Below are 14,486 nucleotides of genomic sequence, written 5' to 3' on the forward strand. Positions count from 1 at the left end.
TCCTAAATCAAACCTAAGTAGTTGGTCCTTTTTATTTAATCATAACCTTTCTATGGGACACACCAGCACTGGTCTCTATTTGAATAATATAAAGTCCGGTCTGACCTTTGGCGTCCCACTTATATTCATGCACACCTGCATTTAGTTTTCCACTAACTATCTTGTTTACTATCTCTCCTCCAGTATTAATTACCTTGATCGAAATATCGTCTGCTTGATTCAGCGTGATTGACAAAGTGGTCAAGCTAGTAGATGGATTTGGATATACCACAAAATCTAAATCTGTCAGTAGCTCTTCACTACTTAGTACAGTTCCTTGATTAATAATCTCATTAGACAATTCAATGGATCCTGCCGCATCTTTTTCTACAAATTTGACAATGGCTTCTTCCAACTTCGGATAATACACCTCATAATCTCTTGCCTCTGTTTCAATAAGCTGTGCCGCTTGATAAATTTTAGTAGAAGCGGAAAACAGATCTTCATTAACCACAATTTCCGTGTCCTTGAAAGTTGCAATATTCTCTGCCGTCTTGGTCATATAGGTAAACCCATGTTCTTTACTTGGCTCTATTTCTGTTCCCTCATTCCAATCATTCCATGTTTCCAGAATGATCCAATTGAGCGGTACATCGTCGCTAAAATCATGAACTAAATCCCAGGTTTTCTGATAGGTCTCTCCGCCCTTTCTATCTATCCAACGGTCTTGACCCCAACTGGCCTTTCTATCATCAAATCCAGGCCAAACGGCACCCGTAGCAAACACAATATCCTCACGTACTTTCAGCGTACGGTAATACCAGTCCAGATAATCCTCTCCCCAAATGGTACCCTCAGCATCAAAACCCTGAACCCAAGGATAATACGATTCAACAGCCTCTTTACTAGCATCAAAATCAATTTCATTTCTTAGTAGTATTGGAGCATCCTCAGTAAAAACACTCGACACAGCATCTCTATAATCGTCAGAGGTTAGAAAACCATCATAGTTCCATATAAAAATGACAGGTTCATCATTCTTGTACATATAATGGTCTGTTTTTCCAATGATATCATTTTTGAGTGTGGTCAGCTCTTCTTCTACGGAAGCCTTTGTCATGTCTTGATCGTCATAGCTAACGGCTATGGTGTAATCAAAATCAGACTTGACATCAACAATTCGCTGTAGAGATGGTAATACTTTTTTCAAAGATTCTTCATCGTATTCGGTTCTTACATTAACCACCATTCCATCGACACCTACAGCGGATGATAGAAGAATGTGGTACAAATGAGTAGACCAACTCTGGGAATTGTACTGTCCGATAATTGGCTCTTGCGCTGTACCATCCTTCCAATGATTTCCATCTTTGCCTTCGCTAAACCAACCCAAGTAGTGCATATAAACTCGCTTGGTTTCGTCATTATCCACTGGTTCTACGGGTTCAGGAGCAAGTGCATCGTCAATGATTTTATCTAGCTCAACCACTGCGGCTGCTCCATTATCATCTATAAAATACTGAATAGCATCCTCTAATACCGGATAATACAAGTCATAATCACGATCTTCTGATTCTATAAGGGCAGCAGCTTCATATACCTTGGTAGATGCAGACAACAGATCTTCATCCAATGTCGATGTTATGCCTTTGAATTCAGCGATGTTGGTTGCCGTTTTGTTCACATAGGTAAACCCGTGCTCCACGCTCGGCTCTAGCTCAGTCCCTTCATTCCAGTCATTCCATGTTTCGAGAATTACCCAATCTACCGATTTGGCATGTACAATGTCCCAAATACTCTCATAGGTAGCGCCATCATTTCGATCGATCCATCTGTTCTGTCCCCAGCTAACGTCACGATCATCAAATCCTGGCCACACGCCACCAGTAGAAAAGTCCACCTCATCCGCTGCAATTTTATCAGCGATGGTATTGTAATACCAATTCAGATATCCTTCACCCCAATTGGAGCCGTCCTCGGCATAGCCTTGAACCCAAGGGTAATAAGAATTTATTGAACCCACCGTAGCGTCAAAATCAATTTCATTTCTCAGAAGAATTGGCGCATCTTCAGTAAAAACATTTGAAACCGCCGTTCGGTAATTATCAGAGGTAAGAAATCCTGCATAATCCCAGATGAAAATTACTGGCTCACCATCTTTATACAAATAATTATCGGTGGAGCCGATGATATCATTTTTGAGGGTCGTTAGCTCAGTTTCAACCGCTTCTTGGGTCATATCTTGATCATCGTAACTTACGGCTACCTTATAATCGAACGTATTGTCAATATCGGTAATCCTTTTAAGAGAAGGCAAAACCGCTTTTAAACTGGTTTCGTCATATTCTGTTCTGACATTGACAACCAATCCATCTACACCACACGCTGAAGACAGCAAAATTTGATATACGTGTGTTGCCCAAGACTGTGAATCGTAATAGCCTATGAGAGGCTCTCTCGTCGTTCCATCTGCCCAATGATTGCCTGTACTGGTTTTTCCAAACCAGCCCATATAATGCATATAGACCTTATTGTTATTTTCCACCACTGGTTCACTAGCCTGAACCGAAAGGCAATTGAAAACGAGCGAAAATAAAAATAGACTTATGTGTAGTGCTTTTTTCATGCTTTTTCATGTTTAGATTCTTGAATAATTTTTCTGGCCAATGGAATAGATAGCATCTGTATGATGCCGATCACCACTAGCGAATATCGAATCGCAAATGATTCGGATATGTAATAATCGAGACCGATAAACAGGGAAAGGCCTAGGAATCTTCCCAAGTAAAGACCGAACTCATGATTGACTATATAGGAAAATTCACTCCTTTTAGTCAGATCACTTAGGTAGTTGATCACTTTCATCTGGATGGGGAAATACGCGATATCATGCAGGGGCTGATAAAGCACCTTGCACATGATAAAGACAATAACTCCAAACGATGAAAACAATAGGCCGTGCGTCAGAGCTCCTGCAAAAAAGATGACATAGCCTAAAGAAAAAATGTAAATACGATGTTGTGGTTTACTTACTCTACCCAAAATGTAGAGCACAATAGCCGTGATAATACCACTGATACTTTGAACAGATGATAAGGTACCTTCATCTCCGACGAGCCTCAAAATCAATATGGCAGGTACGGTGACCAGATACCCTTGCGTCAATCCCTTGAGTGAGGAAAGTACGATGAGCTTCCTCCAAAGTTGATTGAATTTAAAATAGATAATCCGATCCACCTTGGGATTTTTAAAATTACCCCGGTGAATAACTATACTGGAGAATACGGTAAGTAAAAACACAGCAATAGTGATGACCCGATAAACTGCTGTGGGGTCGCCATCAAAAAAGTTGTGATTTGAGGTTAATACAAATAGAAAACCTATGACCGCCGGCACGGCTATTCCAGTAATGGTATAGAAAAATGTCTCCAATCCATAGTAGTAATTTCTGTTGTCGTCTTGGGTAGTTTCGATGGCCAGGAAGTCTCTGTTGGACCAGAAAAAACCATACGAAATACCCATGAGCAAACCAGACACTCCCACTTCCAGATAAGTAATATCCTTCAGAAACATCATGACCGAAATGGATATCCCACTCAATATCATACCCAAACTGTAAAGTCCTTTTACGCTGAACTTGCGTAGCAAGAAACCATTGAGTACGAAGGTGATTGGAATACCGGTAAAGACTGTGAGCTGATACAAAATCACTGCACTGGAGCTGTCAAGGCTCCTCATAATATAGGCACTCACGAAGATTTCTATGACTGGAAGTACAAGCGCATATATCATATTGGTCATCAACAAAATGCGCATATCTCTGGGCATTTCATTAAAAAATCGGATTTCCCCTTGTATCTTCTTAATCATATTTTTTCTAGTTTTTGCTTTGCTAAAGACTGGCCAGCTATGCCTAACTAGCCAGTCTGATCATCATAATTTTAATTGTCGAATAGGTGATCCACCAAATCGTCAATTTTCACCGTGGCCAGCCCAATACTCGTATCGCAGCAGCCATAGTAGATATATCCGATTCCATCCTTTTCGACTATGCTAGTAGGAAATACCACATTGGGTATCACCAAACCGCATTTCTCATAATACTCCGTTGGCTCCATAATGTGATTGGTACTTCTGGCAATCACTTTAGTAGGATCATCCAAATCTAAAATCATCCCGCCCACACGATAGATAATATTCTCATCCACACCGTGATATAGTACCAACCAACCTCTGCTCGTTTTTATCGGATTACAAGCTGCACCGATTTTCCCACCTTCCCAAGCCTCCTTGGCCGTAGCTAGTAGTTTAGGCTCACTCCATTCTAGCAGATCATCCGAAAATGTAATCCACATACCTGGCTGAGAGGTGCCATATTTTTCTCCTACAAAATCCATGGGTCTTCTAAGCAAACAGAATTTTCCATCAATTTTTTCGGGAAACAAAGCATGATCTCTATCGTCAATATTTTCTGCGGAAGTAAAACATAAATGCTCCCAATTCAAACCATCTTTAGAAGTGGCTAGTCCCGACCTAGTAATCATCGGGTACTCACATTTCTCCCAATCCTTGTACTTAGAAGTGTCGTAAAAAGGAACCCCCTCACCAGTAGGAAAACAATCAAATCCATACGGCTGAAAAGCGTAATTCATGTAGAAAGTATCATCGATCTTGACCACACGTGCGTCTTGCACACTTCCTTCAGGATATCCCAGCATTTCAGAGGTGAAAACCGGCTGGTCACCCACAGGAGTAAAGTTCTTCCCATCGATACTCTCGAATAAACCAATGGCTGTTCGGAAAGGGCTCAAAGTAGCCGCCGCTCTATCATAAAGCAAGAACTTTCCATTGTCATAAACAGCCCCAGGGTTAAACGTAACTACTTTTCTAAACTTCTCTCCACCTGGGATAATGATGGGATTCTTACTGTATTTCTCTATCATTACTGACATATTCTCTTTCAATTTTACTTTTAAATAGATACTACTCTTCCTGTGCACCTATTAAAATAGGCGCTCAATTGGTCGGGATGAATTATTATTTTATTCTGCTAGATTTGGGTTCTTTAATACTTCTGCTTCAGGGATTGGCGCATAAAAATTATCTTCCGATATGGGCCCAATGATTTTCACTGCCTCGGCAGGATCTCGCTTATCAATAACCTCCTGTACTTTCTCGGTTCTCAATAAGTCATACCAGCGCTGACCTTCGCCTGCCAGTTCCCAGCCTCTTTCATCAATTACGGCATTCACAAAATCTTCTTGCGATAATCCCGTGGCCAAATCAGATAATCCAGCTCTATTCCTTACTTGATTGATGGCATCATACGCCAAGGCATCTACTCCGCTCGACTGTGCCCTAGCCTCCGCAAAGATCAAAAGGACATCTGCATATCGAATCAACGCATAGGCTGCTGCGGTGTGAAAAGTATTAACCCAAGGCTCTGACTCATCAACTGCTCCATCTCTAAATTTTGCATAGTATGGATGACGGGCATCACTATCCTCAAAGTTTACACTGCCTCCATCTGAGGTCTGAAAGACCGTGTGGAAAGTAGCATCTTTTCTTGGTCCAGCAGGGAATTCACTATAGAAAGTAAGCTCGCTGCAAAAATCTTCCCAACCATTTTCTTCCTTTGGCATCGAAGCCGTACCAATCAGGTGATTGGCATGTGCACCATCACCTGTATTTCTGTCGTACTGGATAGAAAATATAGATTCCTCGCTGTTATCATTCTCACGTTGCCAGATCATATCAAAGCTTGGCAACAGATCGTAGCCCCAAGTTCCTTTTTGATCTATCACCTCTTTCGCCTTGCTGGCAGCCAACGCATACGACGCCTGATCCTTCAAAGGCCAACCCGCCTTAGTCAAATACACCTTAGCCAGTAGCGCCTTCGCCGCTCCTTTTTTTGGTCTTCCTACCTCAGCCTGAGTATCTGGCAGCAGCGTTTCGGCCTCTTGCAGATCCAAAATCATTTGATCATATACATCTGCAATTTCTGATAATCCTAGATCTACCGGAGCATCTGGTGTGGTGTACATGGGAATCCTCCCCCAACTGCGCACGAGATAGAAATAACTGAGTGCACGAACAAAATAAGCCTGCCCCACCAAGTTGTCGATGTCTGATTGCTCAGCCTGCGTGTAGGTAGCATAACCAATTACGGCATTGGCATTGAGAATCGCACGGTAGCAACCCTTGTAGAGATTGGACATCCAGATGTTGCTAGGCGATTTGCTAAAAGAATCAAACTCTCTGAACGGCTCTTTGTTTCCGCCTGCGATAGTAGTCAAATCATCGGCACCAAACATGGTAGTCATGTGCTGAGTAGTAGCAAAGCCCTCGGCCCAGCTACCATCTCCTCGGATAGCCGCGTACATGGCTATTGCCGTAGCATTGAGGTTTGAGATATCTTTAAATGCCACTTCTGGATCATTCAATTTGCCATATGGATTTTCATCCAATTCTGTACAAGATCCTGCAACGAAACATAGGCCAATAAATAGAATATAATAAGCGAATATTTGTATGTAATTTTTCATGTGTCCTAAGTTTTAAAATGCGATTTTTAAACCTGCAATAAATGTTCTCGGATTAGGGTAAGCACCCGTATCTATGTTTTGATCCACATCGGTATTGGAACCTCCACCCACGGTGTTACCCGCCGATGAAGCCTCTGGATCATAACCAGTATAATCCGACCATGTCCACAAATTGTCTGCGCTAGCGTATATCTGCAGTCGTTGTATGCTCGAAAGTATTGAGCCTAAATTCGCCGTAGGTACATTGTAAGCAAGTGTGATGTTTTTCACTCTCAGATAACTCCCATCCTGAATCCATCTGCTGCTGTTGGAAAACAACTGAGATGAGGTACTGAAGGCTGGCACATTGGTTTCTTCATTAGTCGTCGTCCATCGCTGATAATGATCCGGGCTGGTAAATGCCTGACTTTGTCCAAACAGGCCTACAGACTTTTGATACATACCATTGTACACCTGTCCACCAGACACTCCCTGCATCAAAATACTCAAGTCGAAATTTTTGATTTTGAAAGTATTGCTAAAGCCATAAATAAAATTCGGTTGAGCTTCTCCGATGATTTGTAAGTCCTCTGTGTCTATGATAAAATCACCGTTGAGGTCATGGTACTTGGCATCTCCTGGCACATTGCCATACAATGCCGCCTGGTCTCTTTCGGCAGATGTCCACACGCCTTCATACTTGTAGCCATAAAATGTACCTAGAGACTCTCCTTCTTTAATAATATTGAGCGGTGCATCTGCATCTGCGTATCGGGTAGTAGGAAAAATCTCTGTTTCTTCACCCAGGTCTATCACTTCGTTTTTGTTTACCGAAAAGTTGAAGGACATGTCCCACTTCAGCCATGATCTGTCTATGGGTGTTCCGCTAATCATGAGCTCCACACCTTTGTTTTCCACTTCACCAATATTGGAAACAATCGTCCCATTGCCTGCATAGAATGGCAGTTGATAATTGAGCAAAAGGTCGTTTGTGTTCTTGGCATAGTAATCGAACTCAAAGCGAACTCGATCGGTCAAAAAACCAACCTCGACTCCTAAATCAAGTTGTTTTGTGGTTTCCCATTTCAATGCGGTATTGCCAGGAGCACCTATTCCAAGTCCTGTAACGCTCTCAGCCGTAGGCCCGCCTGGCGAATAGTCGACCGTGGGGTTCTGCACAAAATAGGGCAAGGTTGCGTAGGAGCCTACCCCCTGGTTTCCCGTAAGGCCATAGCTCGCTCTTAATTTAACCGTGCTAAAAAGATTTAAGTCCTTGATGAATTCTTCGTCTCCCAGATGCCACGCTAAAGCGGCAGAAGGGAAAACACTGTATTGATTGTCCCCTACAAATTTGGACGAGCCATCTCTTCGCACAGTCGCGGTGAGCATATACTTCCCAGCTAAGATGTAGTTCAGCCTAAAGGCCACGGAGCTCAAGTATTCATCATAGTAGTAAGAAGAAGCTCTTTGCGTACCACTCAATGCCAAATTGTAATAGCCCAAAGTAGGTGAGTTCAAGTCACTGGCTTCTGCATAGGCTCCTTCGTCCTTGAAAGTAGTCCCTTCATAAATACCTGTTAATTCAAAAGCATGTGCACCTAGTTCCTTGTTGTAGTTGGCCACTACGCTATACTGACCACGTGTTTTTCTAAAATGGTTTACTCCGGCTGTGGTAATTCCACTTGGGCCTTGAAGTAAATAATTATCGTTGAAATAACTGTGAGCAGTAGTTCGAAGATCTAAGGCTCCAGCAAACTTGATACTTAAATCTGGAATGACCTGATAGGTAAGTGCTCCAGACGGAATGTAATTGTCTGTAACTACATCTGAATTCTGTGTCATCTGTAGGCCTACAGGGTTGCCCGTAACGGCACCGTAACTCGGTGAATTATTATAAAACTCCTCGTTAGCATCCCATACCGGCTCCGTCGCTACCCATTGGGGCATTCGCCCAATGGCACCATACTGTGACCCTACATCATTGTTATTTCGTCCTTCTTGTCTACTTCCTGCTACACTCAGGTTCAAATCCCATTTATCAGAAAGTTCGATGTCAATTTTCGACCTGAGATTGAATCTTTTAAACCCTGTATTTATTAAAATTCCCTCTTGATCGAGATAGGAAGAAGACAAATAGTACTTCACCTTGTCATTCCCCCCCTGCACCGCTACTTCATAGTTTTGAGCGTGAGCAGTTCTAAATATCTCGTCTTGCCAATCCGTTCCTCCATTTGCATAGAAGTTCGCTACTTCTTGATCCGTAAATGGCGCTTGATATGGGAAAGCAGGGTCATAGTAAATATCTCTGTCGTATTCATTATATAATTCTGCGAATTCACCAGCCGCTAGGTAGTCTATTTCCTTAGGTAAAGTTGAGATGGAATAAAAGGTATTGAATCGTACGATCGTTCGATCCGACACGCCTCCTTTGGTAGTGATCAGCACCACGCCATTGGCACCTCTAGATCCATAGATAGCGGTAGCTGACGCATCCTTGAGTACTTCCATGGATTCGATATCGCTTGGATTGACCATTTGTAGATCTGCGCTAATCACTCCATCTATTACGATGAGTGGCTGATTGTTGCCGTTTATAGAATTGGCACCTCTGATTCGGATTTTTGTATTACCCCCTGGCGCGCCAGAGTTGGCCGCAACTTGTACCCCTGCTGCCCGTCCGCTTAAGATATTATCCGCACGAACCAATGGCTGGTTCTCAAAACTCTTGTTGGACAAAGATGAAACCGAGCCTGTAAAATCATTCTTGCGCTGTGTGCCATATCCTACCACTATCACCTCCGACAGTACATCAGCGTCTTCTATCAAAACAACATCAAACACGTTCGCTGAGGTGATATTTAATGACTGTGGTTTGAACCCTATCATCGAAAAAGAAATAGCACGTGCTGTAGCCGGTACAGACAATCTAAATTTGCCGTCTATATCTGTGATCGTTCCCAGATCAGTATCTTCCACTTGCACATGAACCCCCACCATTGAGGTGCCATCTTCAGCCTGCACTTGGCCCGAAATTTCCCGACTCTCTCCATCTTGTGCAAATGATATATTGCCCATTAGCAGTAGAATCGCCATACTTGGTATTGTAATAAAACGTAATATTTGTTTCATAAATCATGCTTTAAATTTTGAAACGTCCTCTCTATTCACACAGATAGACGCTGTAGGATTACCGGCCTTCCTACTATTTTTTGTTTTGTACTTAATCGAATACATAGCAAATCTACTTGGCACACAAGTATTCAATTGATACTTTTACGTCAAATAATAATACTAATATGAAACGACTGCCATTTGTCGTTGTAAATATTTAAAGTAGGTTAAGAAATTTTGGTATTGTTATAAGGTTAGGAAAGGATTATTAAGATACATGAAAAGACTCAAAAGAGAACTTCCTCCGATAGGTGACAATTCTTGTTTCACCATTCAGAATCATTTTGATGCTAAGTTTGACTACCCTATTCATTTTCACCCAGAATATGAAATTAATGTAGTGTTACATACTGAAGGGACTCGAATTATTGGAGATTCAAAAGAAGATTTCAGAAATAATGACATCGCATTAGTAGGGCCGAATCTGCTTCATGCCTGGCGTAGCGAAAAAGAAAAAGGGGTACGAGTAATTACTATCCAGTTTTCTAATGATTTGTTCGAATTTAACCTCCTCAATAAAGAAGGCATGCAATCCATTTCGAAACTACTCAACGATTCAAGAAAAGGAGTTGTCTTTAAAAAGAAAAATTTTGATTCCATCAAGCGCCAAATATTAGAACTGATCGATTTACAAGGATTTCGAGGGTTTATTGCATTTTTAGAATTACTACATACGATGTCCAAATCGGACTATCGCTTGGCACTCTCCAGTTTACCCTACTTCTCTGATTTTGAAAATTCGGTCGACAATCGAATTGAAAAAGTTTGTCATTATATCGGACAGCACTTTGATAGGAAGATAACTATGGAAGAAGTTGCTGATGTGGTAAATATGTCTGCTTCAGCCTTTAGCCATTATTTCAAACGGTATACTTATCGATCTTTTACTGAATACTTACTGGACATTAGAATAAAGAAAGCCAGCCAACTACTGATTGAATCTGATACACCCATTGCTATCATTCATTCTAAGTCTGGATTTAATAATGCTTCGAATTTTAATCGGTTGTTTAAAAAATCAAAACTATTAACCCCAAGAGCCTACCGACAGAAGTTTAGTGTAAAAATGGCCTAGATACTAATAGTAGCCCCTCCAGGGATCGATCGCGCGGCGCACCGTGGCTCCAGGCCACCCGGCTGGATCAAAAGTTTAGGAAACTCCATTTAAACTTAATATGTAGCCCCTCCAGGAATCGAACCTGGATCTAAAGTTTAGGAAACTTCTATTCTATCCATTGAACTAAGGGGCCATTATTCTTACCTACAGCTTCAACTTAATTTCAGTTTAGGAAACGCCCGGGGTGCGTAGCCTATTCTATCCATTGAACTACGAGGCCAGAAGAACAAATGTATTGATTTTTTTGAAATGGAAGTATGGGCAGAGTTAGTACACCGTCTCGGCATCATTGAGCCATACACCCCACGTACGGCCATAGCCATGTACTTTTTTGGTTGGGTTACCTAGGCTGTCCACTACTGATTGGCCTGAATTGTACCAATCGAATATACCACCGTATAGATTTTTGACATTGGTGTAGCCGGCCTTTTCTAGCTTCTCTGCTACTTTTTCGCTTCGGTAACCGATAGAGCAATAGACAATGATTTCAGCATCCTTATCTATGTCGTTCACTGATTTGATTTTGAAATTGTCGTATCCCACAAACTGTGCCCCTTTTATCCTGCTCACATCGTATTCGTTCTGCTCACGTGCATCGAGCCAAACCACATCTGTGCTTTCGACTTCATCGGCTTTTACTTCAGGTACAGAGTGGCTGATCAGTGAATTGATGAGTGTATAAAAGGCTTTCTTTTTCATATCGTCTTGGGCATAGCCAAATGATGGAATCAATAATATGGCAATCAGTAAACGTATCATAGATGCGATTCGATGACCGATTTGAGTTGTGCCTTGGTAGAAGTACCTGAGTGCCTCCACAAAATCTGACCTTTCTTAAACAAGATCATGGTAGGAATAGAGCGAATCTGATAAACCTGAGAAGCTTTTTGGTTTTTGTCAACATCTACTTTGATCACCTGAGCTTTGCCCTTTACCTCGCTTTTGAGTTCTGAAAGCACAGGTGCCATTTGCTGACAAGGCCCACACCAGTCGGCATAGAAATCGACCAACACTGGCTGGTCTGAATTGATAATATCTGAGAATGTTGCCATGATGTCCTTAACAAATTCAAAGGGAATGGAGTTCCGTTTTTATAACTATCTAGGCTGTCTTAAAAGCTAAAACCTCTTAGAGCCGTCACATTGAGGCTCTCGAAATGTCTGCCTACGTCTAGCAAGGCTTCGAGTACCTCAGCCTGACAGATTATGGAGCTTTTAAGATAGCCTCTTTAATCAATGATTCTAAAACTCCACCTTAGGTGCATTCTCGCTTCCTTCTTGCGCAGCAAAGCCAGTTTTCTTTTCGAAGCCAAACATACCGGCAAACATCGTATTAGGGAATTTACGTACGTAGGTATTGTATCCTTGTACCGCTTCGTTGAATCTTCTACGCTCTACAGCGATTCTATTTTCTGTACCTTCCAATTGCGCTTGAAGCTCCAAGAAGTTCTGATTCGCTTTTAAATCAGGGTATTTCTCTACGGTTACTAACAATCTCGATAGCGCAGAAGACAAGCCACTTTGCGCCTCTTGAAATTGCTGTAGAGAAGCAGCATTCAAGTTTCCAGCATCGATAGTCGTGCTGGTCGCTTTGGCTCTGGCTTGTACTACCGCTTCCAAAGTTTCCTTTTCGTGAGCAGCATACCCTTTTACCGTACTGACTAGATTCGGAATCAAATCTGCTCTTCGCTGGTACTGGGTTTCTACATTGGCCCATTGCGCCGTTACAGCTTCATCCATGGTTACCATGTTGTTGTATTTTCCGGTCACGGAACTATACATCCAAATTACTACTACGGCTAGTACGCCTAATATTATTAATGTCTTTTTACTCATCTTCTTACTTGGTTAAAATTCAAATTTATGCAGTGTCTTCGACAAATCACTCATAATTAAAAATGTTTCTCGCTGCGATCTTTTCAGTATTTATTGCTCGTCTGATAATGACCATATCTACTTCGCAAGAAATTCTAAAAATCTCATCAGCGATAATTCATTTTATAAAAAAAGACAGATTTGTAGTAGACACTGTCTATTTTAGCTGGAATGAAAATCAAGAATACTCCAACTCTTTTTGTCCTTATTTGTTTCATTTTCTTGAGCAATATTACAGTTGCACAAGATTATGTGGCTATACCCGAACTCAAACAGCGGATAACGGACCTGACACAGACCATTTCTAGTAATGACCTGGACTATCTGGAAGACAAACTGGCTCGATTTGAAGAAACTAAGGGCAGCCAGATTGCTGTGCTCATCCTATCTTCTACTAAGCCCGAAGAGATCGAGCAATTCAGTATTCGTGTGGCCGAAAAATGGAAGATCGGCCGTGGAGGTGTAGATGATGGGGTTCTAATGATCGTCGCTATGGGGGATCGAAAAATCAGAATTGATGTGGGCTATGGACTTGAAGGCGCCATTCCAGACATCTACGCCAAACGTATAATTGAAAATATCATCACACCAGAATTTAGACATAGTCAGTTTGCTTCGGGGATCAACAAAGGCGTAGATGCCATTATGGATTTGATCAATGGGGAAGACTTACCAGCTGTTACCAAAAAGGATTACAGACCTCATGGTTCAGCCAAGAACTTCTCGATAGGGTTGATTGTGTTTGGGTTGATCTTACTTAGTGTAATAAAAGCACTAATCAAAAAGTCTTCCATGAAATTCGTTGTGGCTTTGGTGATCGCAATTCTTCTCGCCTGGATCATGGCCAATGTGGTCATGGGAATATTCTCATTTATCGTTTCCTTGTTTGTGCTTTTCAGTAATTCTACTGGTGGCCGAGGAGGCGGAGGTTATTACGGTGGCGGATACTATGGAGGCTCTGGAGGTGGCTTTTCTTCGGGTGGCGGCGGATTTGGCGGTTTCTCCGGCGGAGGTGGCGGCTTCGGTGGCGGTGGCGCTTCTGGAGGTTGGTGATGAAGTCGGGAGACAGGAGTCAGGAGTCGGAAGAGTGAAGAATTGATATTGATTAATGAATAATTGGCTTTGAGCCATTAGAGATATGAGAAAGAAATTTGAATTTTCAGAAGCGGATAAAAAACTGGTCAAAGAGGCCGTACAAGAGCTAGAACAAAAAACAGCTGGTGAAATGGTGGTTTATTTTGCGCGTGAAAGCGATAGCTACTTGATGGCCTGCTGGAAGCTTGGTGGTTTGTTTGGCGTTTTGTTCTTAGCACTCGTAGCGACACTATCCTATTTGTGGCTGCTACCTGCTTCGATCGGCATCATGTTTACCTGTCTTATCGGTATCGGCACTTCTGCGCTTGGGTTTGCCATCCCCTATTTTCTTCATTCTCTCAGGGTTTCTTTCACTCCGGATGCTATCGTTTCGCACCGAGTTTTAACCAAAGCCAGAGACATTTTCTTGCAAGAAGAAATCTTCAATACCTCAGACAGAATAGGTATTCTCATTTACATCAGTGAATTAGAACATCAAGTACAAGTATTAGGAGACTCCGGCATCAATGCCAAAATCCAACAAGAAGACTGGAATGAGGTGTTAGGACTTGTGATCCAAGGCATCAAAGCCAATCACCCTGCAAAGGGCATTGCTAGTGCGATTAAGAAATGTGAGGAATTGCTTCTCGCTAATGATTTTGTGAATGTGGTGAAACCAGACAATGAATTGTCTGATGATATGCGGATTGAGGAATAATCTTCAATGACGATAAGATTTCTCTCTAC

At 42.0% G+C, this 14,486-nt stretch carries 11 protein-coding genes and 1 tRNA gene; 3 read left to right on the forward strand and 9 right to left on the reverse strand.

The genetic code is table 11. The annotated features are described in order from the left end of the window. Nucleotides 1-31: 31 nt before the first annotated feature. From R8N23_RS15250 to R8N23_RS15270, 5 genes are all read right to left on the reverse strand, one after another. Nucleotides 32-2,605: a T9SS type A sorting domain-containing protein gene (locus R8N23_RS15250; protein ID WP_318172475.1), complete on the reverse strand. Its 2,574-nt coding sequence runs from the start codon at nt 2,603-2,605 to the stop codon at nt 32-34. Beyond that, complete coding sequence (locus R8N23_RS15255) at nt 2,602-3,849, reverse strand: MFS transporter (RefSeq protein WP_318172476.1); 1,248 nt, start codon at nt 3,847-3,849, stop codon at nt 2,602-2,604. The genes R8N23_RS15250 and R8N23_RS15255 overlap by 4 nt, the downstream gene beginning before the upstream one ends. A 71-nt stretch (nt 3,850-3,920) precedes the next feature. Beyond that, nucleotides 3,921-4,931: a hypothetical protein gene (locus tag R8N23_RS15260; RefSeq protein WP_318172477.1), complete on the reverse strand. Its 1,011-nt coding sequence runs from the start codon at nt 4,929-4,931 to the stop codon at nt 3,921-3,923. 90 nt (nt 4,932-5,021) lie between these two features. After that, entirely contained in the window at nt 5,022-6,524 is a 1,503-nt protein-coding gene (locus R8N23_RS15265) for a RagB/SusD family nutrient uptake outer membrane protein (RefSeq protein WP_318172478.1), read from the reverse strand. A gap of 12 nt (nt 6,525-6,536) precedes the next feature. Further along, entirely contained in the window at nt 6,537-9,632 is a 3,096-nt protein-coding gene (locus R8N23_RS15270) for a TonB-dependent receptor (RefSeq protein WP_318172479.1), read from the reverse strand. 259 nt (nt 9,633-9,891) lie between these two features. On the opposite strand from R8N23_RS15270, the gene R8N23_RS15275 reads away from it, so the two are divergent. Beyond that, on the forward strand, nt 9,892-10,749 hold the full coding sequence (locus R8N23_RS15275; RefSeq protein ID WP_318172480.1) for an AraC family transcriptional regulator: 858 nt from the start codon (nt 9,892-9,894) through the stop codon (nt 10,747-10,749). A 103-nt stretch (nt 10,750-10,852) separates the two neighbouring features. Here the strand turns inward: R8N23_RS15275 and R8N23_RS15280 are convergent. The 4 genes from R8N23_RS15280 to R8N23_RS15295 all read right to left on the reverse strand — a co-directional run bounded on the left by R8N23_RS15280 (nt 10,853) and on the right by R8N23_RS15295 (nt 12,626). After that, nucleotides 10,853-10,924 (reverse strand) — tRNA-Arg (locus R8N23_RS15280). A gap of 134 nt (nt 10,925-11,058) precedes the next feature. Beyond that, nucleotides 11,059-11,550, reverse strand: a complete 492-nt coding sequence (locus R8N23_RS15285; RefSeq protein WP_318172481.1) for a rhodanese-like domain-containing protein — start codon at nt 11,548-11,550, stop codon at nt 11,059-11,061. After that, nucleotides 11,547-11,843, reverse strand: a complete 297-nt coding sequence (gene trxA / locus R8N23_RS15290; protein WP_318172482.1) for a thioredoxin — start codon at nt 11,841-11,843, stop codon at nt 11,547-11,549. Before trxA ends, R8N23_RS15285 begins: the two co-directional genes overlap by 4 nt. 189 nt (nt 11,844-12,032) lie before the next feature. Beyond that, on the reverse strand, nt 12,033-12,626 hold the full coding sequence (locus R8N23_RS15295; RefSeq protein WP_318172483.1) for a LemA family protein: 594 nt from the start codon (nt 12,624-12,626) through the stop codon (nt 12,033-12,035). A gap of 210 nt (nt 12,627-12,836) precedes the next feature. Here R8N23_RS15295 and R8N23_RS15300 point away from each other — a divergent pair, with 210 nt between their 5' ends. Together R8N23_RS15300 and R8N23_RS15305 are read left to right on the forward strand one after the other, a co-directional pair. Then, entirely contained in the window at nt 12,837-13,718 is an 882-nt protein-coding gene (locus tag R8N23_RS15300) for a TPM domain-containing protein (protein WP_318172484.1), read from the forward strand. Between the two features lie 85 nt (nt 13,719-13,803). Beyond that, nucleotides 13,804-14,457: a hypothetical protein gene (locus R8N23_RS15305; protein WP_318172485.1), complete on the forward strand. Its 654-nt coding sequence runs from the start codon at nt 13,804-13,806 to the stop codon at nt 14,455-14,457. Nucleotides 14,458-14,486 lie beyond the last annotated feature (29 nt).

The organism is Reichenbachiella sp. (assembly GCF_033344935.1).
Classification (GTDB): domain Bacteria; phylum Bacteroidota; class Bacteroidia; order Cytophagales; family Cyclobacteriaceae; genus Reichenbachiella.